The organism is Janthinobacterium sp. SUN118 (assembly GCF_030397695.1).
In the GTDB taxonomy this organism is placed as follows: domain Bacteria; phylum Pseudomonadota; class Gammaproteobacteria; order Burkholderiales; family Burkholderiaceae_D; genus Janthinobacterium.
In genome coordinates this window covers 434,386-456,237 of record NZ_JAPUBV010000001.1, presented here as the reverse complement: position 1 = coordinate 456,237, position 21,852 = coordinate 434,386, and the positions used below count along the sequence as shown (strand labels likewise).

Below are 21,852 nucleotides of genomic sequence, written 5' to 3'. Positions count from 1 at the left end.
ATCGCCATCCCGTCTTGGAAAATGACTTAATTCACAACGTCCACATAAGACGCTTCGCACATATCGCCGCGTATCGGCAGCCGGTCGTCAAAGTTGATATTGATTTTCTTCCCCATGGAAAATGCGAGATAAACGGCGGCAATCAAATGTTTATGCTTGGCATCCACCGCCACGCGATAGGCCAGCGCCGGGCATCCCATGCCCGCAGGCAGATTAACCGGGGCCGCGAACCAGATTTCAATGGCATTGGCAAACACGGGAGTAGAAAAGTCTCCGATACCGCGTATCTTGCTGATCGTGACATTTTCAACATGAATTTCAGTCGCCTGTGCCGGAAGGCAGCAACTAATGAGCACAGCGGAAACCAACAGGCTTTTCGCTTTTAAAACACTAAAAGATATCGTCATTATTTATAGGGGAAACACTCACATTTTTCCACAAACAATCGGCATATCGAATGTTGCGTATGAGAAAATTTAGTCTAGCGTTTTATGCAAGCGCCGTCCATACGAGAACTTTCCGCTAGACACCAGACCAGCAACAGTTAACAGATTTAAATAGGCAGTCAACGTGATTTATCTGGCAGATGGCCAGGTGGGCGATATTCATTCAAGGTGAGGGAACAATGCCGGCGGCCGCGCAAGCAGCGGCTCTTCCTCGTCAGCGCCGCGCCAGTTTGAGGATGTCCGGCGTGGCCTCGATGATTTCCAGCACCTCTTGCGGCGCCGCCGCCGTGCCGCCCAAGCCATAGCGGCCCATGCCCAAGGGAACGAGCCGGTCGGCCGCGCCGGCGCGCGGACGGTCATCGGGGCCGGGCGACATGGCGGTCAGGGTGGCGGCGCCTTCTTCCCCCGTTTTTTCGCCGGTGCCAAATTCGAGCACCTTGCGCCCCTTGCGGCTGGGTGGAAACGCGAACGTGGCCGTGGGCCGGTACACTTCGATGCCGCCCGCATCTTCTTCGAACGAATGCGTCCAGCTACCGCTGGGCAATGCCATCGTCATGCCATGCATGCCGCCCCCTTTCCGAGCCATCGCTGTCCAGACGCCCATAGTACGCCGTCAGAAGCACGATACCACGCCGCCCAGGCTTTCATAGCCGCTCACGGATGGTGACCAGGCCGAACCGTTCCAGGCCTTGTGGAACAGGGCGCCATTGGTGCCCGTGACAAACACGTCGAGGCGGTTGGCCGCCCATGCCGTGGCGCGTGGACGCGACGTGCACACGCCGCCCAGGTTTTCAAAGCCTGTCAGCGATGGGCTCCAGACGCTGCCGTTCCACGCCTTGTGGTACAGCGCGCTGTCCGTGCCGATGACGAACAGGTCCAGGCGGTTGGCCGCCCACGACACGGCCTCCACTTCGCCCACGCAGATGCCGCCCAGACGTTCGAAGCCATCGATGGATGGCCCCCATTGCGTGCCATCCCACCACTTATGGTACAGCGCGCCATCGGTGCCGGTGACAAACACGTCGAGGCGGTTCGGCCCCCACGCCACCGCCTTCGGCGACGACATGCAGATGCCGCCCAGCCGTTCATAGCCGGTCAGCGACGGTCCCCAGGCCGTGCCGTCCCACCATTTATGGTACAGGGCGCGGTCCGTGCCGATGACGAACACGTCCAGGCGATTCGGGCCCCAGGCCACGGCTTCGGGCTGGCCCAGGCAGATGCCGCCCATGGCTTCGTAGCCCGTCAGCGACGGTCCCCAGGCGGCGCCATTCCACCATTTGTGATACAGGCCCCGGTCCGTGCCGACGACAAACACGTCGAGACGGTTCGGGCCCCAGGCCACGGCGCGCGGGTCGCCCACGCACAGGCCGCCCATCGCCTCGTAGCCCGTCAGCGACGGCCCCCATGCCGAACCATTCCACCACTTGTGGAACAGGCCGCTGTCGGTGCCCGTGACGAAAACGTCGAGCCGGTTCGGCGCCCATGACACCACCTGCGGCGCACTCGTGCAAATGCCGCCCTGCCCCTCGTAACCGCTCACGGAGGGCGCCCACGCCGCCCCATTCCAGGCCTTGTGGTATAGCGCGCGGTCGGTGCCCAGCACGAAGACGTCGAGGCGGTTCGCGCCCCAGGCCACGACGGGAGAGGAACTCTGGCGCGGCGTGGAGCCGCCGCCCGCGCCCGTGCCGATGCTGGCGCGCGGGCCATCGAGGCACGCCTGCATGCGCGCCACCTGGCCCGTGGTAAACATGAACATGGCCGGGTCGTCGACATAATCCATGTAATTCATGAACATGTCGCCATTCGGTCCATTGCTGCAGGAAACATGGGGGAACGAAGGCTGGCCCGTGTTCGGTCCACCCTGGTTGGGCGTGTCGGCCACGTTGTCGGTGCCCGAGCACCCCGTGCCGTCGTCGCCCCAGATATGGTTCAGGTTCAGCCAATGCCCCACCTCGTGCGTGGCCGTGCGGCCCAGGTGGAACGGCGGCGCCGCCGTGCCGACGGTGCCAAACGCCGATTGCAAGACCACCACGCCGTCGGTGGCGGCCGGGCCGCCGGGAAACTGCGCGTAGCCGAGCAAGCCACCGCCAAGCTGGCAGACCCAGATATTGAGGTAGGTATCGGACGGCCAGGCATTCATGCCGCCCGTCGCCTGCGACTTGACGGCGTCGTCGGCGCCGAAGGACGTCACTGTAGTCTGGCGCCGCTCGATGCCGCTGGTGGCCGCCCCATTCGGATCGCGCGTGGCCAGCGCGAATTCCACGCGCGCGTCGGCCGTCAGCGGCAGGAATGGTGCCGGAGTGCTGCCAACATCGCTGTTCGTGCGCCGGTAATCGCGGTTGAGCACATCGATCTGGCTGGCAATCTGCGCGTCCGAGATATTCTGCACGGCCGTGTTCCACACCACGTGCACCACCACCGGTATCTGCGTCACGCCGGCGCGCGCGGCGATGCTGCGGTCGCCTTCGTACAAGCCGGCCAGGTTCTCGATATCGTCGCGCACGCGCGCATAGGCGGGATCTTCGCTCAGCAGGCGACGATGCACGTCCATCGTGGCGCAGGTGCGCACCTGCGGCGTGCCGCCGCCCTGGCTATCGCCATCGCCGCCGCCCCCCATGCCGCCGCCCGCGCCACCACCGGCCCCGTCGCGGTCACCGCCCATGCCGTCGCCATCGCCCACATGCATGCAACTGGCGCCGGCCATGCCCTGCGATGCCTGCTGCATGCCGCCGGCGGGCATGCTTGCCGCATCCGCTGCCGCCGCGGCATGGATGGCCGCCTGGTCGGCATACGACACGCCCAGGCGTGGCCCGGGCATGTGATCGCCGCTGTCCGCGCCGGCATCGGCGGCCTGCATGTCGCCCTCGACCGGCATGGACTGCATGGCCGGCATGCCGTCAGCGGAACCGGTCGCCGGTGTTTTTTTCGTTTTGGCGGTAGTCATGATGTCTCCCTTGGTCTGTCTGCCAATTCACTATGGCACGGCGACAGGGCGGGCATTTGAGGCACGTCAAGGATGGCAACGCCAGGGAAAAGGCAGGCGAAAAAAAAGACAGCCGGGGCTGTCTTTTTTGCTACAGGAAAACCTGCATGGGGAATTACTTGGCGGCGGCGGCCTTGACTTCAGCGTCGGCCTTGGCCTTGGCTTCTTCCGTCTTGGTGGCGGCGACAGCCTTGTCGGCGTTCGCTTCCACTTTTTCCTTGGCAACTTTAGCATCGGCTTTCACGGCAGCCTTGCCCGCTTTTGCATCGGCCTTGGCGGCCGCCTTGTCGGCCTTGGCTTCCGCTTTCAGCTTGTCTTCCGGGTCGGCATGCACCACTTTGTCGTGGGCCTTGGCCTTGGTTTTATTGGCCTTGTGATGGGCGTCGGCTTTCTTTTCGTCGGCCTTCATTTCTGCCTTGGCGACATTGGCGTCAGCCTTGGCATCGACCTTGGCTTCCGAAGCGGCAGCCTTGTTGACGTCTTTTTGCGCGGAAGCCTGGGCTTTCACGACGGCTTCGGTAGCCGGCGCCGTCTGGGCGATGGCGGCGGTGGCAAACAGGGTAGCGATCAGGGCGGCGAGTAATTTGTTCATGATGTGACCTTTCAATATGGATTCGATTTATTTTTACTAAAGGCGGGCAAAATGTTCCAAATTTGCCAGGCATCGCGCTGTTGTTGTCAGCAGCTCGATGGCATGACTTCATAGTAAGGACAAAGTCGAAACCAGACTGTGCGCTATCGCACTCAATGGGAAATATGTGCAATTCGGCAAATTTCCCATTGCGCGGAGCGCGGCCACGCGTCTCAGGCACTCACGCGCCGACGGCCAGCGCCGCATGGCGGGCCGCTACCCACTCCTCGTTGGCCGGCTCCACGCCCACGACGATGCGGCTGTCCTCGCTGGAAATACGGCTGGCATTGCGCGCATTTGCCTCGCTGTCGAGCACGGGGCCGATAAACCCCAGCTCGGCGCAGATGCGCTGGCGCAGTTCCGCGCTGTGCTCGCCGATACCGGCCGTAAACACCAGCATGTCCAGCCCGCCCAGCACGGCCGTCAGGGCGCCGATCTCGCGCACGATGCGGCGGATATATAAAGCCAGCGCGGCACGGATGCGCTCGCCCGTTGCATCCTGCCGGTCCTGCTGCGCCAGCAGCACGGGCGGGTCGGCCGACACGCCGGAGACGCCCAGCAAGCCCGACTCGTGGTACAGCACGTGCGCCACTTTTTCCAGCGACAGCTTTTCGATTTCCATCAGGTAGATGACGGCGCCCGGATCGAGCGAGCCGCAGCGCGTGCCCATCATCAAACCATCGAGCGCGGAAAAGCCCATGGTGGTGGCCACGCTGTGCAAGTTCTCCATGGCGCACAGGCTGGCGCCGCTGCCCAGGTGCGCGACGATGACCTTGCCCCGCGCGACAGCACCGAAACGCTGCTCCAGCACCAGCGACTGGTATTCATACGACAGGCCGTGGAAGCCATAGCGGCGCAAGCCCCGCTCCCACGCATCGTACGGCAGGGCCAGCATCTGCTCGACCTGCGGCACCGTATGGTGGAAGGCCGTGTCGAAGCACGCCACCTGCGCGATGTCGGGACGCGACTCGAGCAGCACCTCGATCGCCTCCAGCGCGAACGGCTGGTGCAAGGGCGCCAGCGGCACAAAGCTTTTCAGGTCCGCCAGCACCTTGAAATCGATGCGCACGGGGGCGAAATACTTGCTGCCGCCATGCACCACGCGGTGCGCCACGGCCTGCAGCGGACGCCCGGCCAGGCGCTCGACGACTTTTTCGCGGATGTGCGCCAGCGCCGCATGGTGCGGCTGCTGCGGGTCGAACTGCAGGGCCTCGGCCGGCAGGCCCCCGGCACGGTAGGTGGCGCTTTCGCGGCCGATGCCTTCGACCTTGCCGCTCCATTCAGCCTGCTGCGGCAGCACGCCGTCCGCCTGCTGGAACAGGGCGAACTTGATGCTCGACGAGCCGCAATTAAGCACCAGGATCAGGGCGCCGTCGGCATGTTGGACAGGGGTGTTCATGGCGGCGTGCTCCGGTAGTGGTTGGCCAGCATCACGGCGATGGCGCACGAGGCGATGCGGCTGGCGCGCGAGTCGGCGCGGCTGGTGAGGATGACGGGAATCTTCGCGCCCAGCACGATGCCGGCGCTGTCCGCGTCGCCCATGTATTCGAGCTGCTTGGCCAGCATGTTGCCGCTCTCGAGGTCGGGCACCAGCAGGATGTCGGCGCGGCCCGCCACCTCGGAAACGATGCCCTTGACGGTGGCGGCGGCGATCGAGACGGCGTTGTCGAAGGCCAGCGGGCCGTCGAGGATGGCGCCGGTGATCTGCCCGCGGTCGGCCATCTTGCACAGGGCCGCCGCGTCCAAGGTCGCCGGCATGTCCGGATTCACCGTTTCCACGGCGGCCAGGATGGCCACGCGCGGTTCGGCCACGCCGATCACGTGCGCCAGGTCGATGGCGTTGCGCACGATGTCGGCCTTCATCGCCAGGTTGGGCGCGATATTGATGGCGGCGTCCGTGATGATGAAGGGGCGCGGATAGGCGGGCGTCTGCATCAGGAAGCAATGGCTGATGCGGCGCTTGGTGCGCAGGCCGGCGCTGGCCGACAGCACGGCCGACATCAGTTCGTCCGTGTGCAGGCTGCCCTTCATCAGCGCTTCCACCTCGCCCTTGCCCGCCAGTTCGGCGCCGCGCGCGGCAGCCGCATGGCTATGCTCGACGTCTTCGATGGCGATGCCTTCCAGGCTCAGGCCCGCCTGTGCCGCCACGGCTTCCAGACGTGCGCGCGGCGCCACCAGCACGGGCGTGATCAGGCCGGCCGCATGCGCGTCGAGCGCGCCCGACAGGCTCAATTCATCGCAAGGGTGGATCACGGCCACCTTGATCGGCCCCAGGGTGCGCGCATGCTCCAGCAGGCGCCGCGTGCCGTCGCCGTTATGCAGGCGCACTTCGGGCAGGGTGGCGCGCGCGCGTTCGATCTGTTCGGCCGGCGCGACCACCTGCGCTTCGCCATCGAGCACCACGGCGCCATGCTGATTGACGCAGCGGCAGGCCAGGGTCACGTGGCGGTTGCGCGGTTCCAGCGCCGTGACGGTGACGCTGATATCGAGCGTATCGCCGACGCGCACGGGCTGCAGGAAACGCAGGGTCTGGCCCGTGTAGACGGTGCCGGCGCCGGGCAGGCGCGTGCCCAGCACGGCCGAAATCAACGCCGCGCCCCACATGCCATGCGCGATCACGCCCTGGTAGCGGCTGGAGGCGGCAAATTCGGCGTCCAGGTGCTGCGGATTGTCGTCGCCCGACATCACCGCGAACAGGGCGATGTCGTCCATGCTCAGGGTGCGCGTGATGCTGGCAGTGTCGCCGATGGCGATCTGCTCGAAGGTGCGGTTGCGCACGATATTCAAGTCGTCAGTTTTGGTGGTGGTCATCTTGGCCTTCTAGGCTGGGGTAATGTTCTTGGCAGGTTTGGCTTTGGGCTTCGTCGTGGATGCAGGGACAGGCTGCGATTCTCGCACGGCCGCCGGCTGCGCCTTTTCTTGCACCGCTTCTTGCACCGCTTCTTGCACCTTTTTCTGCACCGTTTCCTGCGCCCGTGCGGCGCGGTCGAAGACGGCCAGCATCTGCTGCAGGCTCGCCTCCTCGTCCGGCGTCGGCGCGTCCGGCACCAGCAGCACTTGCTGCAGCCATTCGGCCAGCGCGCGGATGGCATCCGGTTCGGCACGCGACAACAGCACCGGCAAGGCGGCGACGGCGGCGTCGAAATCATGCAGCATCAGGCGCGCCTGCTGGCGCACGATGTGGCGGAATTCTTCCATGCTGACGCCCTGCGTGTACTGCGGCTTGACCAGTTTCAGGGCCAGGTTGACGCGGCGCTCGTCGGCGATCATGCGGAAGCGGTAGATATAGAACAGCGAGCGCACGGCCGCTTCCACCAGTGCACCCTGCTGCATGTCCTCGTCCATCTTGCGCGTTTCGCAGCGCACGTACTCGCAATGCTCGGGCGAGATGCCAGGATGCGGGCGTGGCGGCGTGGCATCGCCGATGGCTTGTCCCGTCAGCGCCTGCACGAGGGGCGAACCATACACCAGGTCGAAGGTGGTTTCCTGCAGCGTGTCGCGCCAGTCGCGCCAGCTGTTCAAGCCCGCCGTGACGGCGCCGGAGAACGCCTCCTGCATGGCCAGCAGCGGATTGTCGGGCGCCACCGGCTGGCGGTTCGCGCGCACTTTTTCCGCCTCCCTGGCCACCAGCGCGGCCAGCGGATTGTGGTCCGTCCAGCGCTCGTACGACACGCGCAGCGGATGCGTAAGCTGCAGGAAGCGCGCCGTCTGCGGCGTCACCATGGCGCGCACCCACGGCTGCGCAAAGGTGCGGTACAGGGCCAGGTTGACTTCGGACACGCGCGCGGCGGCGGCGAACTTGCGGTCGTTTTCCACGTCCGGCTGCACGATGGCGCGCACGTCCTCGATGCTGCGGCGCTCGACCTGCAGCACGTAATCGCCGCTGGCCAGATCCGCGTTCGGCGTGTCGGGCGTCTTGTCGACGATCAGGGCCTGGTAGATGCCGGCCGGCAGGAGGTTGATCAGGTCGATATTGCTGGCGAACTTCTGGTGCTCCTTGCGCCCCACCTTGGCCGACACGAAGATGCCCAGATGGCCGATGCTGTCATGCACGGCATACACGATGGTCTGGTCGTGCATCAGCACGTCCTTGTCGTCGCGGTACAGGTCCGTGATCCAGCCCAGCGCCTGCGGCGGCGGTGTGATGTTGTCGCCGTTCGAACAAAACACGACGATGGGCGAACGGATATTGCGCAAGTCCAGGCGCACGCCGTCGGACGTGATCAGTTCGGCCGTCGCCAGGCGGTTGCCGATGAACAGATTGTCGACGATGTACTGCATCTCGACGTCGTTCAGGAAGACATGGCCGCCCCAGTATTTTTCAAATTCCAGGTAACGGGGCGCTTCCGTGTCGATGTTCGCGTACAGGTTGTACTGCTTGCTCCACAGGGTATTGGCCGGGTTCAGGTTCTCGAAATTCTGCACCAGGCTGGCGCCGTCGAAACGGCCGTTGCCGAGGTCGCCGGCCAGCGCCGTGGCCCAGCTGCCGCCCATCAGCCCGCCCGCATAGCGCATCGGGTTGCGGCCATGCCAGCCGGCCCAGTACGACACGGGCGCGCCGGCCACGATGATGGGGCCGAACAGGTCCGGGCGCATGGCCGCCGTCATGAGGATTTGCCAGCCCGCCTGGCAATTGCCGATGACGACAGGCTTGCCCTCGCTGTGCGGATGCAGGGCGATGACCTTTTCGAGGAATTGCGCTTCCGCGTGCATCACGTCTTCCACCGTCTGGCCCGGCACGGGATCGGGCAGGAAGCCGATGAAATAGCAGGGATGGCCGGCGCGCAGGGCCACGCCGATCTCGCTTTCGGCCTTGAAGCCGCCGATGCCGGGGCCATGCCCGGCGCGCGGATCGACGACGACGAACGGGCGTTTCGTGGGATCGGGTTCCGGCGCATCGGCCACGAGGATGCGCGCCAGGCCGTAATTGACGGGACGCGCCAGTTCCAGGCCAGACATCACCACTTCGGCCGGAAAATCGAGCACGTTCGGCACTTCCTCGGCCAGATGCTCCTGGTACTGGTTGCCGCGCCGGCGCATCACGTCCGCATACAGCACGATGCGCTGCCACGAGTCGCGCGCATAGTCGCCCAGCATGCCCAGCGAGGGCAGGCCGCCGGTGGAGAAAAATGGAGCAGATTCGATCTTCATGACTATCCTTTTCATGCAGTGAGTGCCGGAACATTCCAGCGCGGAACCTACGCCATCTGGCTGATGGTCTTGCGAAAACGCGCCAGCGCGAAGGTAAACAGGGCCGTGCCGATCGCCAGCAGGGCCAGGAACGGCTTCCATACCACGTCGATGCCGGCGCCCCGGTACAGGATCGCCTGGCTCAATTCGACGAAGTGCGTGGTGGGCGCGATCAGCATGATGTTCTGCACCAGCTCGGGCATGCTTTCGCGCGGCGTGCTGCCGCCCGAGAGCATCTGCAGCGGCAGCAGCACGAGGATCAGCAGCATGCCGAACTGCGGCATGCTGCGCGCCACGGTTGCAAGGAAAATCCCCATCGAGGTGGTGGCGAACAGGTGCAGGGCGGCGCCGCACAGGAACAGCGCGATCGAGCCTTCGATGGGCACGTGCAGCATGCCGCGCACCACCAGGTTCAGCGACAGGGCGGCGGCCAGCAGCACCACGAGGCCCATCGACCAGACCTTGCCCAGCATGATTTCGGCCGGCGTCACCGGCATCACCAGCAAATGCTCGATGGTGCCGTGTTCGCGTTCGCGGATCAGGGCTGCACCCGTCAGGATGATCGACAGCATCGTCACCTGGTTGATGATTTCCATCAGCGAACCGAACCAGGCCTGGCTCAACGATGGGTTGAAGCGCGCGCGCATCACCAGTTCCACCGGCGAGACCGTCGCGCCGCGATAGCGCTTGGCGAATTCGGCCACTTCGCCGGCGACGATCTGCTGGATATAGCCGCTGCCACTGAAGGCCTGGCTCATGCGCGTGGCGTCCACGTTCAGCTGCAGCTCCGCCTGGCGCCCGCCCAGCACGTCCGCCTGCAGCTTGGGCGGGATCGTCAGCACGAATGTGTACTGGCCCGCGTCCAGCCCCGCATCGACCTGGCTCTGGTTGATCATGGCCGGCGGCGTGAACTGCGGCGGGAAAAAGGCCGAGGCGATGCGTCCGGACAGGGGCGAGCCATCCTCGTCGACGATGGCGATCGAGGCCATGTGCAGGGTTTCCGGCTTGGCCGTGGCGGCCACGTAGATCGCCAGGGTAAACGTGTAGAGGATCAGGATCAGCATCATCGGGTCGCGGATCAGACTCCAGATTTCCTTCACGCCCAGGCGGTAGATATTTTCAAGGTGTCGCAAATCAGCTCTCCTGTTTCTTCAGCAGCGCCACCGTCACGCCGAGGATCACGGGAATGGCGACGAGCAGGGGCCAGAACGAGGCGTGCAGGTCGCCGAAGCCCAGCGCCTTGTTGAACACGCCGCGGCTGATGTTGAGCATGTGCGTGGCCGGGTACATCAGGCCGATCGCCTTGCCCACGCCTTCCATCGACGAGACCGGATTGAGCAGGCCGGAAAACTGGATGGCCGGGATCATGGTGCCGATCATGGTCACGAACAGGGCGGCGATCTGGCTGCGCGTAAACGTCGAGGCGAACAGGCCGATGCCGGTGGCGCAGATATTGAAGATGAAGGTGGCGCCGATCAGGGTCGGCAGGCTGCCCTTGATCGGCACGCCGAAGGCGGTGACCGCCAGCAGGGCCATGAGGACGAAGTTGAACATGGCCAGCACCACGTACGGCACCTGCTTGCCAAGCAAGAATTCCAGGCGCGTGACGGGCGTCACGTACAGGTTGATGATGGAGCCGAGTTCCTTTTCGCGCACGACGGACAGCGCCGCCAGCATGGCCGGCAGCATCAGCAGCAGCAAGGGGATCACGGCCGGCACCATCGCGGGCAGGCTTTTCACGTCCGGGTTGTAGCGGAAGCGCGTCTCGATGGCGACCGGATTGCTCACCTTGACGCCATAGCGGTGCAGCGCCTGGTCGGCCAGCCACAGCTGGTGCATGCCCTGCACGTAGCCTTGCACGGTTTCGGCGCGCATCGGCATGGCGCCGTCGATCCACGCGCCCACCTGGGCCGGCGCGCCGCGCTGCACGTCGCGCGCGAAGCCGGGCGGGATCTCGATGGCCAGCGACAGTTCGCCGCTGCGCATGCGCTTGTCGATATCGGCATAGTCGCGCAGCGGCGGGCGCTCGATGAAGTAGCGCGAGCCGGCCAGGTTGTTCGTGTAATTCTGGCTCAGCGTCGTCTGGTCGTGGTCGAGCACCGCGTAGCTGAGGTCTTCGACGTCCAGGCTGATGCCGAAGCCGATGACGAACAGCAGCAGCACCGAGCCGCCCAGCGCCAGCGTCAGGCGCACGGGGTCGCGGCGCAATTCCAGCGTTTCGCGCCACATGTAGCTGAGCATGCGGCCCAGACTGAAGCGGCTGCGCCGGTGCTGCGGCGCCGGTGCCTGCGCTGCCGCTTCCTGCACAGGCGCCTCGCTCTCCTTTGCCGCCGGCGCCGTGCCGCCGCCCGCTTCTTCCAGGTAGGCGATGAAGGCCGCTTCCAGCGACGGCGCGCCCTTCTTGCGCACCAGTTCGGCCGGCGCGTCGCTGACCAGCACCTTACCGGCATGCATCAGCGAAATGCGGTCGCAGCGCTCGGCCTCGTTCATGAAGTGGGTGGAAATGAAAATGGTGACGTGGTCGCGCCGCGCCAGCTCGATCATCAGGCGCCAGAAATTGTCGCGCGCGATGGGGTCGACGCCAGACGTGGGCTCGTCGAGGATCAGCATTTCCGGCTTGTGCACCATGGCCACGGCCAGCGACAGGCGCTGGCGTATGCCCAGCGGCAGGCTGTCGGGCAAGCCGTCCATCACCTCGCGCAAGTCGAAGCGCTGCGCCATCTCGTCGATGCGCGCCGGGATGTCTTTCTCCGGCACGTGGAACAGGCGCGCGTGCAGCACCAGGTTCTGGCGCACCGTCAGCTCGCTGTACAGCGAGAATGCCTGCGACATGTAGCCGACCCTGCGGCGCGTGTCGATATCGCTGGAATCGACCTCGTTGCCGAACAGCCAGGCCTTGCCTTCCGTGGCCGGCAGCAGGCCAGTGAGCATCTTCATGGTGGTCGACTTGCCGCAGCCGTTCGAACCGAGGAAACCGAAAATCTCGCCGCGGCCGATGCGGAAATTCACATGGTCGACGGCCGTGAAATCGCCGAAGCGCATGGTCAGGTCCTTTGCCTCGATGGCGACATCCTGCGCGCTGGCAGCGTCCAGCGGCGTGATGACCACGGGCTGGTGGCCGGCGCGCTTGGCCTCGGGCAGCAGCTTGATGAAGGCCGCTTCCAGGTTGTCGCTGTGCGTGCGCGCCAGCAGCTCGGCCGGCGTGCCCGTGTCGAGCACCTTGCCGTCATCCATGGCCACCAGCCAGTCGAAGCGCTGCGCTTCGTCCATGTAGGCGGTGGCCACCATCACGCTCATCTGCGGGCGCTGCACGCGGATGCCCGCGATCAGGTCCCAGAACTGGGCGCGCGCCAGCGGATCGACGCCGGTGGTCGGCTCATCGAGAATCAGGAGGTCGGGATCGTGGATCAGCGCGCAGCACAGGCCCAGCTTCTGCTTCATGCCGCCCGACAGCTTGCCCGCCGGGCGCGCCAGGAAGGGCTGCAAGCCCGTGCTGCGGGTCAGCTGGTCGATGCGGCGGCGGCGCTCGGCCGCGTCGTGGCCGAACAGGCGCGCGAAAAACTGCAGGTTTTCCTCGACCGACAGGGTCGGATACAGATTCTTGCCCAGGCCCTGCGGCATGTAGGCGATGCGCGGGCAGACGTCGTCGCGGTGGCGCGCATCGCGCATGTCGCCGCCCAGCGCCATCACGCTGCCCTGCTGCACGGCGCGCGCGCCGGCTACCAGCGACAGCAGGCTCGACTTGCCCACGCCATCGGGACCGATCAGGCCCACCATGCGGCCGGCCGGCACGTCCAGGTCGATGGCGTCGAGCGCCACCGTCTTGCCGTAATGCTGGCTGACGCCCTTGATGCTGACGACAAATGGGTTCACGTCCATGGTCACTGCGGGACCTTGGCCGTCAGTTCAGCGGGCCAGGCCTGCTGCGCGTCGAGGCGCACCCAGGCCACGCCGGGCAAGCCCACCTTGACCAGGGCCAGGTGCTTTTGCAGCAGCTCGCGGCTGATCTGCGCCTTCACGCGGAACATCAGCTTCTGCCGCTCGCTGGCCGTTTCCACCGTCTTCGGCGTGAACTGCGCGCTGGCGGCGACAAACGAAATCGTCGCCGGAATCACGTAATTGGGCGCCGCATCGAGGATGATGCGCACTTCGCCGCCCAGGGCCACCTTGCCGGCGGCCGTCTCGGGCAGGAAGAACGTCATGTAGACGTCCGACAGGTCGACCAGGTTGAGCACCTTGCCGCCGCCGGCCAGCACCTCGCCCTGCTGCGCCACCAGGTATTGCACGCGGCCGTCGCGCGGCGCCGTCAGCTGGCCGTCGGCCAGGTCGGAATCGATGCGCGCGGTGGTCGCCTCGGCGGCCACGACGGCGGAGCGGGAACCGACCACCTGCGCCTTGGCCGCGTCGATGGCCGCCTGCGCCGCCGTCACTTGCGCCCTGGCCGCGTTCAGGGCCGCCGCCACGCTGCGCACGCGGGCGCGGTCGTCGTCGAGTTCCTGCACCGAGGAAGCGCCCTCCTTCGACAAGGTTTCGGAACGGGCCAGGCGGCGCCTGGCCGCATCGAGTTCGCTTTCGCGCTGCGCCACCATGGCCAGCGCGGCCGCCTTGTCGCTTTCGCGCACGGCCACCTGCGCCTGCGCGCCGACCACGGCGTCGGATGCCTGCTGCTGGCGCGCGCGCGCCTCGTCGCGCTGGGCCGACAGCGAATCGACCTGCATGCTGGCCAGCGGCTGGCCCGCCTTGACGAAGTCTCCCTCGCGCACGAGGATCTCCCTGACCCGGCCCGCCAGCTTGGTGGCGACGTCGATCTCGGTCGCTTCGATGCGGCCATTGCCGCTGACGAAACCTTCGCCGGGGCCCGTTGGACGCATTTTTTGCCAGGCCACATAGCCCAGCACGAGGACGGCCACGACGAGCGCTGCGGGAACGAGTTTCTTCTTCAGTTGTGGAGTCATGGTATCGGCAATCGCTTTTAATTGGTGAACGTGGCGGCGGCGGGCGCGCCGCCGCCCAGGGCGGCATACAGGCTGACCTGGCTGGCCAGCAGCGCGCGGCGCGTCTGCACCAGTTGCTGCTCGACCGTCAGCAAGTCGCGCTGCGCATCGAGTACTTCCAGGTAGGGCGCGGCGCCATTGTCATAGCGCAGCTTGGCCAGGCGCGCGCGTTCGCTCTGCGCGGCCAGCGTGGTCTTGCCGATATCGACCTGCAGCGCCAGCCAGCGCCGGTTCGACAGGGCGTCCGCCACTTCGCGGAAGGCGCCCTGCACGCTCTTTTCATAATTGGCCACGGCCACGTCGCGGCGCACTTCCGCCAGGTCCATATTGGCGCGCAGGCGCCCCGCGTCGAAGATCGGCAGCACCAGGCGCGGCGCGACATTCCAGGCGCCGCTGCCCGAGTCGAACAGGCCGCTCAATTCCGCGCTGGCCGTGCCGTAGGCCGCCGTCAGCGAAATCGTCGGGAAGAAGGCGGCGCGCGCGGCGCCGATATTCGCCTGCGCGGCGCGTAGCTGGTGTTCGGCCGCCACCAGGTCGGGGCGCTGCGCCAGCAAGGCCGATGGCAGGCCCGCATGCAGCGGCTGCAGCACGCTGGCGTCGTCGAAGCGGCGCGTGTCCGGCGTCAGGTCGACGGGTCCGCCCACCAGTTGCGCCAGCGCGTGCGCCTGCACGGCGCGCGCCTGCTCCAGCTGGGCCGACAGCGAGAGGGCCTGGCTGAGCAGGGTTTCCACCTGCGTCAGGTCCAGCTTGGAAATCGAACCCACCTCGAAGCGGCGCGTGAAAATGCGCAGCGATTCGGCGCGGCTGTCGACGGTGGCGCGCGCCAGCGCCACCCGTTCATCGAACTCGCGCAGTGCCAGGTAGCCGTTCGCCACCTGCGCCACCAGGGCCACGCCGACGGCGCGGCGCGCCGCGTCGCTGGCCAGCAGGGTTTGCAGCGCGCTGTCCTTCAGGCTGCGCACGCGGCCCCAGAAATCGAGCTCCCAGGCGCTCACGTTCAAGCCCGCCTGATACTGCGCGCTCGTCATGGCGCGGCCCGTCAGGCTCAGGTCGTCCGGCACGCGAGAGCGGCTGCCGGAAGCGCCCAGCGCCACGGTGGGAAACTGTTCGGCGCGCTGGATGCCATAGGCGGCGCGCGCCTCGTCCACGCGCAGCGCGGCGATGCGGATGTCGCGGTTATTCGCCAGCGCCTGCGCAATCATCGCCTGCAGGCGCGGGTCGGCAAAATAGGCTTGCCAGGCGATGTCGGGCGCATGCGCGCCGGCGCCATCGTTTTCCGGATACTGCGCCGCCACGGGCAGCGGCGGCGGCGCGTACGGCGGCGCCAGCGAGGCGCAGCCGGCCAGGACCAGCGTGGTGGCCAGTGCAGCGGCCAGCCTGGCGCGCGCGGGGAGAACGGAAACAGGCATGGTCATCTTCTTCCAGTCAATTCAGAATGTTGTAGCCGCCGTCGACATACAAGGTGCCGCCCGTGATGGCGCGCGCGCCGTCGCCGGCGAGAAAGGCGCACAGCGCGCCCACGTCCTCGATGGTGGCCAGGCGCCGCAGCGGCGAGCGTTCGATGGCGTCGGCCATCAGGCGGTCGAAATGGGCGATGCCGGAAGCGGCCCGCGTCTCCAGGGGACCCGGCGAAATGGCGTTGACGCGGATGCCGGCCGGACCCAGTTCCGCCGCCAGGTAGCGCACGGACGATTCCAGCGCCGCCTTCACGGGGCCCATCAGGCCGTAGTCGGCGATGACTTCCTCGGCGCCCAGGTAGCTCATGGTCATCAGGCTGCCGCCCGCAGGCATCAGCGGTTCGGCCAGCCTGGCCATGCGCATGAAGGAGTGGCAGGAGATGTCCATCGCCTGCGCGAAGCCGGCGGCCGAACTGTCCGTGACCCTGCCGTGCAAATCCTGCTTCGGCGCGTAGGCGATGGAATGGACGACGAAATCGATCCGCCCCCACTGCCGTTCGATCTGCGCAAACACGGCTTCCAGCTGGCCCGGCACGGACACGTCGAGCGGCGCCATGATGGCCGCCTGCAGCTGCACGGCCAGCGGTTCCACATGCGGGCGCGCCTTCTCATTGAGCCAGGTCACGGCCAGTTCGGCGCCGGCCGCGCGCAGGGCGCTGGCGCAGCCCCAGGCGATGCTGTGCGTATTGGCGATGCCCACCACCAGCCCCCGCTTGCCCTGCAATGGCGGGGACGGCAACGAGGGGGCCGTCATGGCTTGGACGGACGCAATGCCGGCCACGGCGTGGCGGCGTTCACGCACTGCACGGCGCCCGCGCAGAACGATGCGGCGCAGGCAGCGAGGGTAACGCCGCCGGCACGCGCATGCGGCAGCACGATGGGAGTGTGGGGATGGAGGGTGCTGCACGCGTCAGGCGCGGGGATCTGCATCTTCATGTATCTGGCTTCCGTCACTGAAATTCGAGGCCGGCACCAGGCCATGCGAAGTGGACTGGTACCTGGCGAAAATTACTCTACAGCATTTAGACGCGCGATTTGCGATGGAGCCGGGGCGCATGCATAAGGCTTTGAGAAAGGTCAACTATAAGTGCGATTGCGGCGATGCAACATTGATGTACATCAAATTCTACATCAATAGTATTTAAATGAAACAAATTGTAAGCAATCGAATCGCGGTATTTATTTGATAACTATGCTGGAGTGGCGAGAATGAAAGTTACTGCCGGAACTCAAATTGGTATTAGTGGAGAAATACGTGGAGGAAAGGTATTGCAGAGAGGGAATGCTGCAGGAAAAGCCAAATGGGGAGCCATGCTATTGCGACGCAACATGGCATCCCATTGATTACTGCATTGATATTATTAATTTATTGCCAGGCTACCGTGTAGCGGCCGGACGCGAATACAGGTCGATGATGGTGCTGATGCCATCCTGGCATACGGAACAGAATGTCTCGCTGCGGTCGAACATAATGCACTGCATCTCCGGGCGGTAATAACCGGACGATTCGTAATTCGCCCCTTCGAACGCGCCCACGGCATGGCGCTGCGGCGCCTTCGAGAACAGCTGCTGCGTGTACGCCAGGTCGGCCTTGAACAAGGCGCTCATTTCGCTTTCCGGGCGATTCGCCGCGCGCAGGGCCGCGCGCTGCTTCTGGTACTCGCGCGCATGGCTGTCGTACGCTTCCTTCGGCCACGGCGTCGGCAGCGGCGTGCCGGCCTTCACGTGGTTTTTCCATTTCAGCCTGGCCGGATCGCGCAGCGCCGTGGCGTTCGGCTCCCACGGTTCCTGGCGCTCGCCGTTCGACTGATACGCCACGGGCGAGGTGTAGTACTCGTCGGCCAGGCCGGCGAAATGGTGGCCGAATTCATGCACGAACAGATAGTTGGCCCAGTCGCTATTGGCCGCCGCCGTGCTGAACTGGCCGAAGATGCCGCCGCCGCCATACGTGTCGTTGTTGACGAGGATTTCGATGAATTCATACGGCGCGTATTGCGCCAGGTCGCGCAAGGCGCGGTTGTCGGTGGTCAGCACATAGCGCTCGCTGCCGAAGATATCGTAGCGCGTGCCCAGCGGCGAGGCGTGGTGCACGCCCGTCGATGGGCGCGACACGCCCGACTCCTGCGTCGGCGCGGCCATGGCCCACACGTTGAAGTCATTGGCCCGCTCGCGGAACGGCGACACCGTGAACAGGTGGTCGGCCAGCTTGCGCGCCGTCGCCTCGAACTTGCCCATCTCGGCGGCCGTGTAGCCATCGCCCATGATCAGCAGGTCGACCTTGCCCGACGATGGGCCGCTGATGCGGATCGGGATCGGCTTGGCCGGCGCCGGCGGCTGCTTGCGGATCACGTCCTGCGCCGCCGGGTCGACATCGGTGCTCCACACGATGGAAAACAGGCCGCGCTCGTCGCGCTTGAGGATGCGCACGCGCACGGGCTGCTCGGGCTGCGGGAAGCGCACCGATTCCTGGAAGGCGCGCGTGGTGGTCTTCGCCTCGTCGGTGCTGGCCCACTCGCCAAAGATGGTGGAAAAGCCGCGCGAATACAGCACCTTGCCGGACTTGATATCGACCACTTCGAGCAGGTTGTTGCCACGGTTGCTGTCGTCGATGGGGCGCGCCAGGTTGCCCGCCCATGGCAAGGGCTCGATCAGCACGCGCTCGACCGCATAATGTTCGCCCAGCGCATTGCCGCTGTGCTGGTAGTCGAGGCGCATGGTGGCCGGCAGCGTGGCAAAGTCGGCGTGCGCGGCAGGGACCATGCCGGCGGCCAGCGCCAGCGCGCACAGGAAGGATCGAATCGGGGTCTGCTGCATGTCATTCCTAAAACGGTAGAAAAACAGGTGAAGGGATCGATTTTCCAAATATACGGCGGCCATGCCGGGAGGCTCGGGAAAATCCGCTGCGGCACATTGTAGCGACAGGATCAGGGCCTGCAAAGCCTCCATTGATGCGTATCCGCTTGACCTTGCGACCGGCCTCCATTATATTAGACCGACTAGTCGATTAATTAAAAGGATAGCCAGCCACCATGCGCACCATCGATCCCGACAAACACGCGGCCCGCCGCGACGCCATCCTCGCGGCCGCGCGCCAGTGCTTCGCCCGCAAGGGCTTTCACCAGACCAGCACGGCCGCCATCTGCGCGCAGGCCGGCATGAGTCCCGGCAACCTGTTTCATTATTTCCCCACCAAGCAAGCCATCATCGCCGCCATCGTCGACCAGGAAGGCAGCGAAACGGCCGCGTATTTCGCCGGCGCGCAAGGCGACGCCGATGCCTATGGCGCCCTGCTCGGCTTCATGGACCTGGTGCTGGCGCTGGCCGCCGACGCGGCATTTGCGGGACTGGCGCTGGACATTTCGGCCGAAGCGATGCGCGACGCCGATATCGCCGCCAGGGTGGCGCGCAACGATGCCGTGCTGCGCGCCGGCGTGCAGGCGCTGCTGGAAAGCGCGGCCGCGCAAGGCCGGGTCGACGCCGCGCTCGACCCGGCGCAGACGGCCGGCTGGATCGCCGCGCTGATCGACGGCATCTTCAACCGCGTCGCCGTCGATCCCCATTACGCACCGCTGGCGCAGCGCGCCGGCCTGCACCTGCTGCTGGCGCGCTTCCTGCGCCCTTCCCTGGCATGAGCGCCGCCATGCCAGGCGCACCGACCACGCCCCCCGCGCGCATCGCCGATGTCGACGCCCTGCGCGGCTGCGCCCTGTTCGGCATCTTGGTCGTCAATATCGGCGCCTTCGCCACGCCCTGGTTCGGCCTGGGCCTGACCGACCCCGCCTTTGCCGGCGCGGTCGACCGCGCCACGCACTTCCTCGTCGCGCTGCTGTTCGAGACCAAGTTCTACCTGTTGTTTTCCTTCCTGTTCGGCTACAGCTTCACCCTGCAGATGCAGGCGGCCGCGCGCGCCGGCGCCCCGTTCGCGCCGCGCATGCTGCGCCGCCAGGCTGGCCTGTGGCTGCTCGGCGCCCTGCATGCCGTCTTCCTGTTTCATGGCGACATACTGACCACCTATGCCGTGCTGGGCATGGTGCTGCTGGCCCTGCACCGTTGCGGCGAGCGGCCAGCCCTGATCATGGCCGCCTTCCTCGTCATCGGCTGCGCCGGCTTGTGGGCCGCGATGGCCTGGCTGCAAGGCCTGCAGCCACCGGGCGACGCCGTGGAGCATGCCGTGGCGATGGCGCGCAAGGCGGCGGCCGCGCTGGCCGCCTACCGCGACACGCCGGTCACCGTCATCGCCCAGCACGTGCGCGAACTGGGCGAGATCTGGGTCGTCCTGCTGTTGCTGCAGGCACCGTGCGCGCTGGCCATGTTCCTGTGCGGCCTGGCTGCCGGCAAGCGCGAGATGCTGCTGCATGCGGCCGCCTACCTGCCGCTGCGCCGCCGCCTGCTGTGGGCCGGCGCGCTGGCGGGCCTGCCCGGAGCGGCCTGCTATGCGTGGACGTCCGTGTATGCGGGCGACCAGGCGTGGCAGCTGGCGGGACTGGCCGTGGGCGTGGCGAGCGCGCCGCTGCTGACCGGGGCCTACGTGGCCCTGGCGCTGGCCCTGTTCGACCGGCTGCGCGATGGCACGCTGTTTTCCCTGCTGGCCGATACGGGCCGCATGGCATTGTCGAATTACCTGCTGCAATCGGCCATCTGCGCCTGGCTGTTCCTCGCCTATGGCGCGCGCCTGATGGGCAGCGTCTCGCCGCTGGGGGCACTGGCGCTGGCCGCCGCCATCTTCTGCGCGCAGCTGCCACTGAGCCGCTGGTGGCTGCGCGGCCATGCGTATGGTCCCGTCGAGTGGCTGCTGCGGGCACTGACGATCGCGGCATGGCCGCGCTGGCGGCGCACCGGTGCCGCTTATTTGTAGCGGTACAGTGGCTGGCGCAGCTGGATGGGGCGGATGTCGAGGCGCAGCTTCAGCACCGAATACGCTTCCGCCTCGGTCGAGCTGTAGCCGACGCTGTTGACGGTCTTGCTGAACCTGAATTCGAAGCCCAGGTCCGGATACGGGTCGCGCGGGTTGCCGAAGGCGATGCCGATGGCCTCCTGCTGGGCGTTGTCGATGAGGTTGCCCATCAGGTCGAGCACGGCGTTATTGCCGAGGATATCGTTGGTAAACACGGGTTCGCGCATGTCGGGCTGGTTCGGATCGAGCTTGTTGTCGGCCTTGTCAGGCGACGGCGTAAACACGCGCGTGACGAGGTTGAATTTGTCGCCCCGGTCCAGGTAGCTGATGGCGGCATTGCTGATGTTGAAATTTTTCACGCCGCGGTCGCTGATGGCGCCCGACAGGTCGATCAGCAGGGCGCCGCTGTAGCCGATGACTTCCACATCGCGCATGGCGTCGACCACCATGGCGCTGTTTTCGTCGATGCCCAGGCCCAGGTGATAGCCTTTTTTCAGCATCACGGGAATCATGCGCGCGAAACGGCCGCGCACCAGCAAATGCTGGTCGACGAACACGTCGCTGCCGATGAAGCCCAGGCCAGGCGCGATTTCGCGGCCGTCCGTGACGCCCATCTTGAGCATGTCGAGCACCGGCTTGGCATCGTAGAACATGGTGGTGCTCATGATGGCGGCACCGGCGCTGGAACCGGCGATCACGCCGCCGTTGCGGTATACCGACCAGATGGCTTCCAGCGCGGCCGTGCGGCTGCCGTCCTGGCGCAGCAACGCTTGCGTGATGCGGCCCTGGTCGCCGCCAGCGAAATAGATGCCGCTGGCCGACTTGATCTGCGTGACGATGGACGGGTCTTCGGCCGCCTTGCGGTAATCGCTATTGGGCAGCTTGACGGCCAGCGGCACGAAAAAAGCATCGGCGCCGTATTGATTGAGTTTCTTGATGATGCTTTCGCCCGATTTTTCCGGGTTCATCGCGGCCGAGGCCAGCACGGCGATGCGCGCGCCAGGGCCGCCCGACAGCTTGACTATGCGCTGCCAGACTTCGGCATTATCGGCCCGCAGGCCGCCGCCGATGATGACGAGGGTGCCTTGCGGCGCGCTGCCGATGGCACTGCCGGCCGGCGCCGCCATGGCATGGATGCTGCAAAACGCCAGCGCGAACAGCAGCGCGGCAGACAGTTTTTGATACAGGCTTGCGGATGATTTCATGGTGCCTTTCGAATGCGAGAAAAGTGGCGCGCACTTGCCGATACAAACACGC

The 21,852-nt window shown here is 66.0% G+C and carries 17 protein-coding genes; 2 read left to right on the top strand and 15 right to left on the bottom strand.

Annotation, left to right across the window (positions count from 1 at the left end):
• Window positions 1–26: 26 nt before the first annotated feature.
• The 14 genes from O0880_RS02115 to O0880_RS02050 all read right to left on the bottom strand — a co-directional run bounded on the left by O0880_RS02115 (window position 27) and on the right by O0880_RS02050 (window position 18,515).
• A complete protein-coding gene (locus O0880_RS02115; protein WP_289884788.1) occupies window positions 27–407 on the bottom strand; it encodes a hypothetical protein in 381 nt (126 codons plus the stop codon).
• A gap of 253 nt (window positions 408–660) precedes the next feature.
• The gene (locus O0880_RS02110; protein ID WP_289884787.1) at window positions 661–996 is read right to left on the bottom strand and encodes a hypothetical protein; all 336 of its coding nucleotides are present in this window, start codon (window positions 994–996) and stop codon (window positions 661–663) included.
• A gap of 63 nt (window positions 997–1,059) precedes the next feature.
• On the bottom strand, window positions 1,060–3,390 hold the full coding sequence (locus O0880_RS02105) for a M43 family zinc metalloprotease (RefSeq protein WP_289884786.1): 2,331 nt from the start codon (window positions 3,388–3,390) through the stop codon (window positions 1,060–1,062).
• 154 nt (window positions 3,391–3,544) lie between these two features.
• Window positions 3,545–4,021 carry a hypothetical protein gene (locus tag O0880_RS02100; protein WP_289884785.1) on the bottom strand — a complete coding sequence of 159 codons (477 nt, stop codon included), beginning with the start codon at window positions 4,019–4,021 and terminating at the stop codon, window positions 3,545–3,547.
• A 220-nt stretch (window positions 4,022–4,241) separates the two neighbouring features.
• The gene (locus O0880_RS02095; RefSeq protein ID WP_289884784.1) at window positions 4,242–5,459 is read right to left on the bottom strand and encodes an acetate/propionate family kinase; all 1,218 of its coding nucleotides are present in this window, start codon (window positions 5,457–5,459) and stop codon (window positions 4,242–4,244) included.
• Window positions 5,456–6,871, bottom strand: coding sequence for a bifunctional enoyl-CoA hydratase/phosphate acetyltransferase (locus O0880_RS02090; protein WP_071321973.1), 1,416 nt, complete (start codon window positions 6,869–6,871; stop codon window positions 5,456–5,458). The genes O0880_RS02095 and O0880_RS02090 overlap by 4 nt, the downstream gene beginning before the upstream one ends.
• Window positions 6,872–6,880: 9 nt before the next feature.
• Window positions 6,881–9,157, bottom strand: coding sequence for a DUF3141 domain-containing protein (locus O0880_RS02085; RefSeq protein WP_289887270.1), 2,277 nt, complete (start codon window positions 9,155–9,157; stop codon window positions 6,881–6,883).
• Window positions 9,158–9,258: 101 nt separating this feature from the next.
• Window positions 9,259–10,383: an ABC transporter permease gene (locus tag O0880_RS02080; RefSeq protein ID WP_289884783.1), complete on the bottom strand. Its 1,125-nt coding sequence runs from the start codon at window positions 10,381–10,383 to the stop codon at window positions 9,259–9,261.
• A gap of 1 nt (window position 10,384) precedes the next feature.
• Window positions 10,385–13,129: a ribosome-associated ATPase/putative transporter RbbA gene (gene rbbA / locus O0880_RS02075; RefSeq protein ID WP_289884782.1), complete on the bottom strand. Its 2,745-nt coding sequence runs from the start codon at window positions 13,127–13,129 to the stop codon at window positions 10,385–10,387.
• A 2-nt stretch (window positions 13,130–13,131) separates the two neighbouring features.
• Window positions 13,132–14,205 (bottom strand): HlyD family efflux transporter periplasmic adaptor subunit, encoded by a 1,074-nt coding sequence (locus tag O0880_RS02070; RefSeq protein WP_289884781.1) that lies wholly within the window; start codon window positions 14,203–14,205, stop codon window positions 13,132–13,134.
• 17 nt (window positions 14,206–14,222) lie between these two features.
• Window positions 14,223–15,659, bottom strand: a complete 1,437-nt coding sequence (locus O0880_RS02065; RefSeq protein ID WP_289884780.1) for an efflux transporter outer membrane subunit — start codon at window positions 15,657–15,659, stop codon at window positions 14,223–14,225.
• A gap of 10 nt (window positions 15,660–15,669) precedes the next feature.
• Window positions 15,670–16,455 (bottom strand): enoyl-ACP reductase FabI, encoded by a 786-nt coding sequence (gene fabI / locus O0880_RS02060; RefSeq protein ID WP_198043860.1) that lies wholly within the window; start codon window positions 16,453–16,455, stop codon window positions 15,670–15,672.
• Entirely contained in the window at window positions 16,452–16,637 is a 186-nt protein-coding gene (locus O0880_RS02055) for a hypothetical protein (protein ID WP_156894665.1), read from the bottom strand. The genes fabI and O0880_RS02055 overlap by 4 nt, the downstream gene beginning before the upstream one ends.
• Window positions 16,638–17,078: 441 nt before the next feature.
• The gene (locus O0880_RS02050; RefSeq protein ID WP_289884779.1) at window positions 17,079–18,515 is read right to left on the bottom strand and encodes an IgA Peptidase M64; all 1,437 of its coding nucleotides are present in this window, start codon (window positions 18,513–18,515) and stop codon (window positions 17,079–17,081) included.
• A 215-nt stretch (window positions 18,516–18,730) separates the two neighbouring features.
• Here O0880_RS02050 and O0880_RS02045 point away from each other — a divergent pair, with 215 nt between their 5' ends.
• Together O0880_RS02045 and O0880_RS02040 are read left to right on the top strand one after the other, a co-directional pair.
• Entirely contained in the window at window positions 18,731–19,333 is a 603-nt protein-coding gene (locus tag O0880_RS02045; RefSeq protein WP_289884778.1) for a TetR/AcrR family transcriptional regulator, read from the top strand.
• Between the two features lie 8 nt (window positions 19,334–19,341).
• Window positions 19,342–20,556, top strand: a complete 1,215-nt coding sequence (locus tag O0880_RS02040; protein ID WP_289884777.1) for a DUF418 domain-containing protein — start codon at window positions 19,342–19,344, stop codon at window positions 20,554–20,556.
• Here O0880_RS02040 and O0880_RS02035 read toward each other — a convergent pair.
• Window positions 20,547–21,800 (bottom strand): cyanophycinase, encoded by a 1,254-nt coding sequence (locus O0880_RS02035; RefSeq protein ID WP_071321967.1) that lies wholly within the window; start codon window positions 21,798–21,800, stop codon window positions 20,547–20,549. The two genes, O0880_RS02040 and O0880_RS02035, sit on opposite strands and share 10 nt — an antisense overlap.
• Between the last annotated feature and the right edge of the window lie 52 nt (window positions 21,801–21,852).

Coding starts and splice junctions, on each gene's coding strand:
- O0880_RS02115 (WP_289884788.1), bottom strand. CDS start 407: ATGACGATATCTTTTAGTGTTTTAAAAGCGAAAAGCCTGTTGGTTTCC.
- O0880_RS02110 (WP_289884787.1), bottom strand. CDS start 996: ATGGCATTGCCCAGCGGTAGCTGGACGCATTCGTTCGAAGAAGATGCG.
- O0880_RS02105 (WP_289884786.1), bottom strand. CDS start 3,390: ATGACTACCGCCAAAACGAAAAAAACACCGGCGACCGGTTCCGCTGAC.
- O0880_RS02100 (WP_289884785.1), bottom strand. CDS start 4,021: ATGAACAAATTACTCGCCGCCCTGATCGCTACCCTGTTTGCCACCGCC.
- O0880_RS02095 (WP_289884784.1), bottom strand. CDS start 5,459: ATGAACACCCCTGTCCAACATGCCGACGGCGCCCTGATCCTGGTGCTT.
- O0880_RS02090 (WP_071321973.1), bottom strand. CDS start 6,871: ATGACCACCACCAAAACTGACGACTTGAATATCGTGCGCAACCGCACC.
- O0880_RS02085 (WP_289887270.1), bottom strand. CDS start 9,157: ATGCTGGGCGACTATGCGCGCGACTCGTGGCAGCGCATCGTGCTGTAT.
- rbbA (WP_289884782.1), bottom strand. CDS start 13,129: ATGGACGTGAACCCATTTGTCGTCAGCATCAAGGGCGTCAGCCAGCAT.
- O0880_RS02070 (WP_289884781.1), bottom strand. CDS start 14,205: ATGACTCCACAACTGAAGAAGAAACTCGTTCCCGCAGCGCTCGTCGTG.
- O0880_RS02065 (WP_289884780.1), bottom strand. CDS start 15,659: ATGACCATGCCTGTTTCCGTTCTCCCCGCGCGCGCCAGGCTGGCCGCT.
- fabI (WP_198043860.1), bottom strand. CDS start 16,455: ATGACGGCCCCCTCGTTGCCGTCCCCGCCATTGCAGGGCAAGCGGGGG.
- O0880_RS02055 (WP_156894665.1), bottom strand. CDS start 16,637: ATGAAGATGCAGATCCCCGCGCCTGACGCGTGCAGCACCCTCCATCCC.
- O0880_RS02050 (WP_289884779.1), bottom strand. CDS start 18,515: ATGCAGCAGACCCCGATTCGATCCTTCCTGTGCGCGCTGGCGCTGGCC.
- O0880_RS02045 (WP_289884778.1), top strand. CDS start 18,731: ATGCGCACCATCGATCCCGACAAACACGCGGCCCGCCGCGACGCCATC.
- O0880_RS02040 (WP_289884777.1), top strand. CDS start 19,342: ATGCCAGGCGCACCGACCACGCCCCCCGCGCGCATCGCCGATGTCGAC.
- O0880_RS02035 (WP_071321967.1), bottom strand. CDS start 21,800: ATGAAATCATCCGCAAGCCTGTATCAAAAACTGTCTGCCGCGCTGCTG.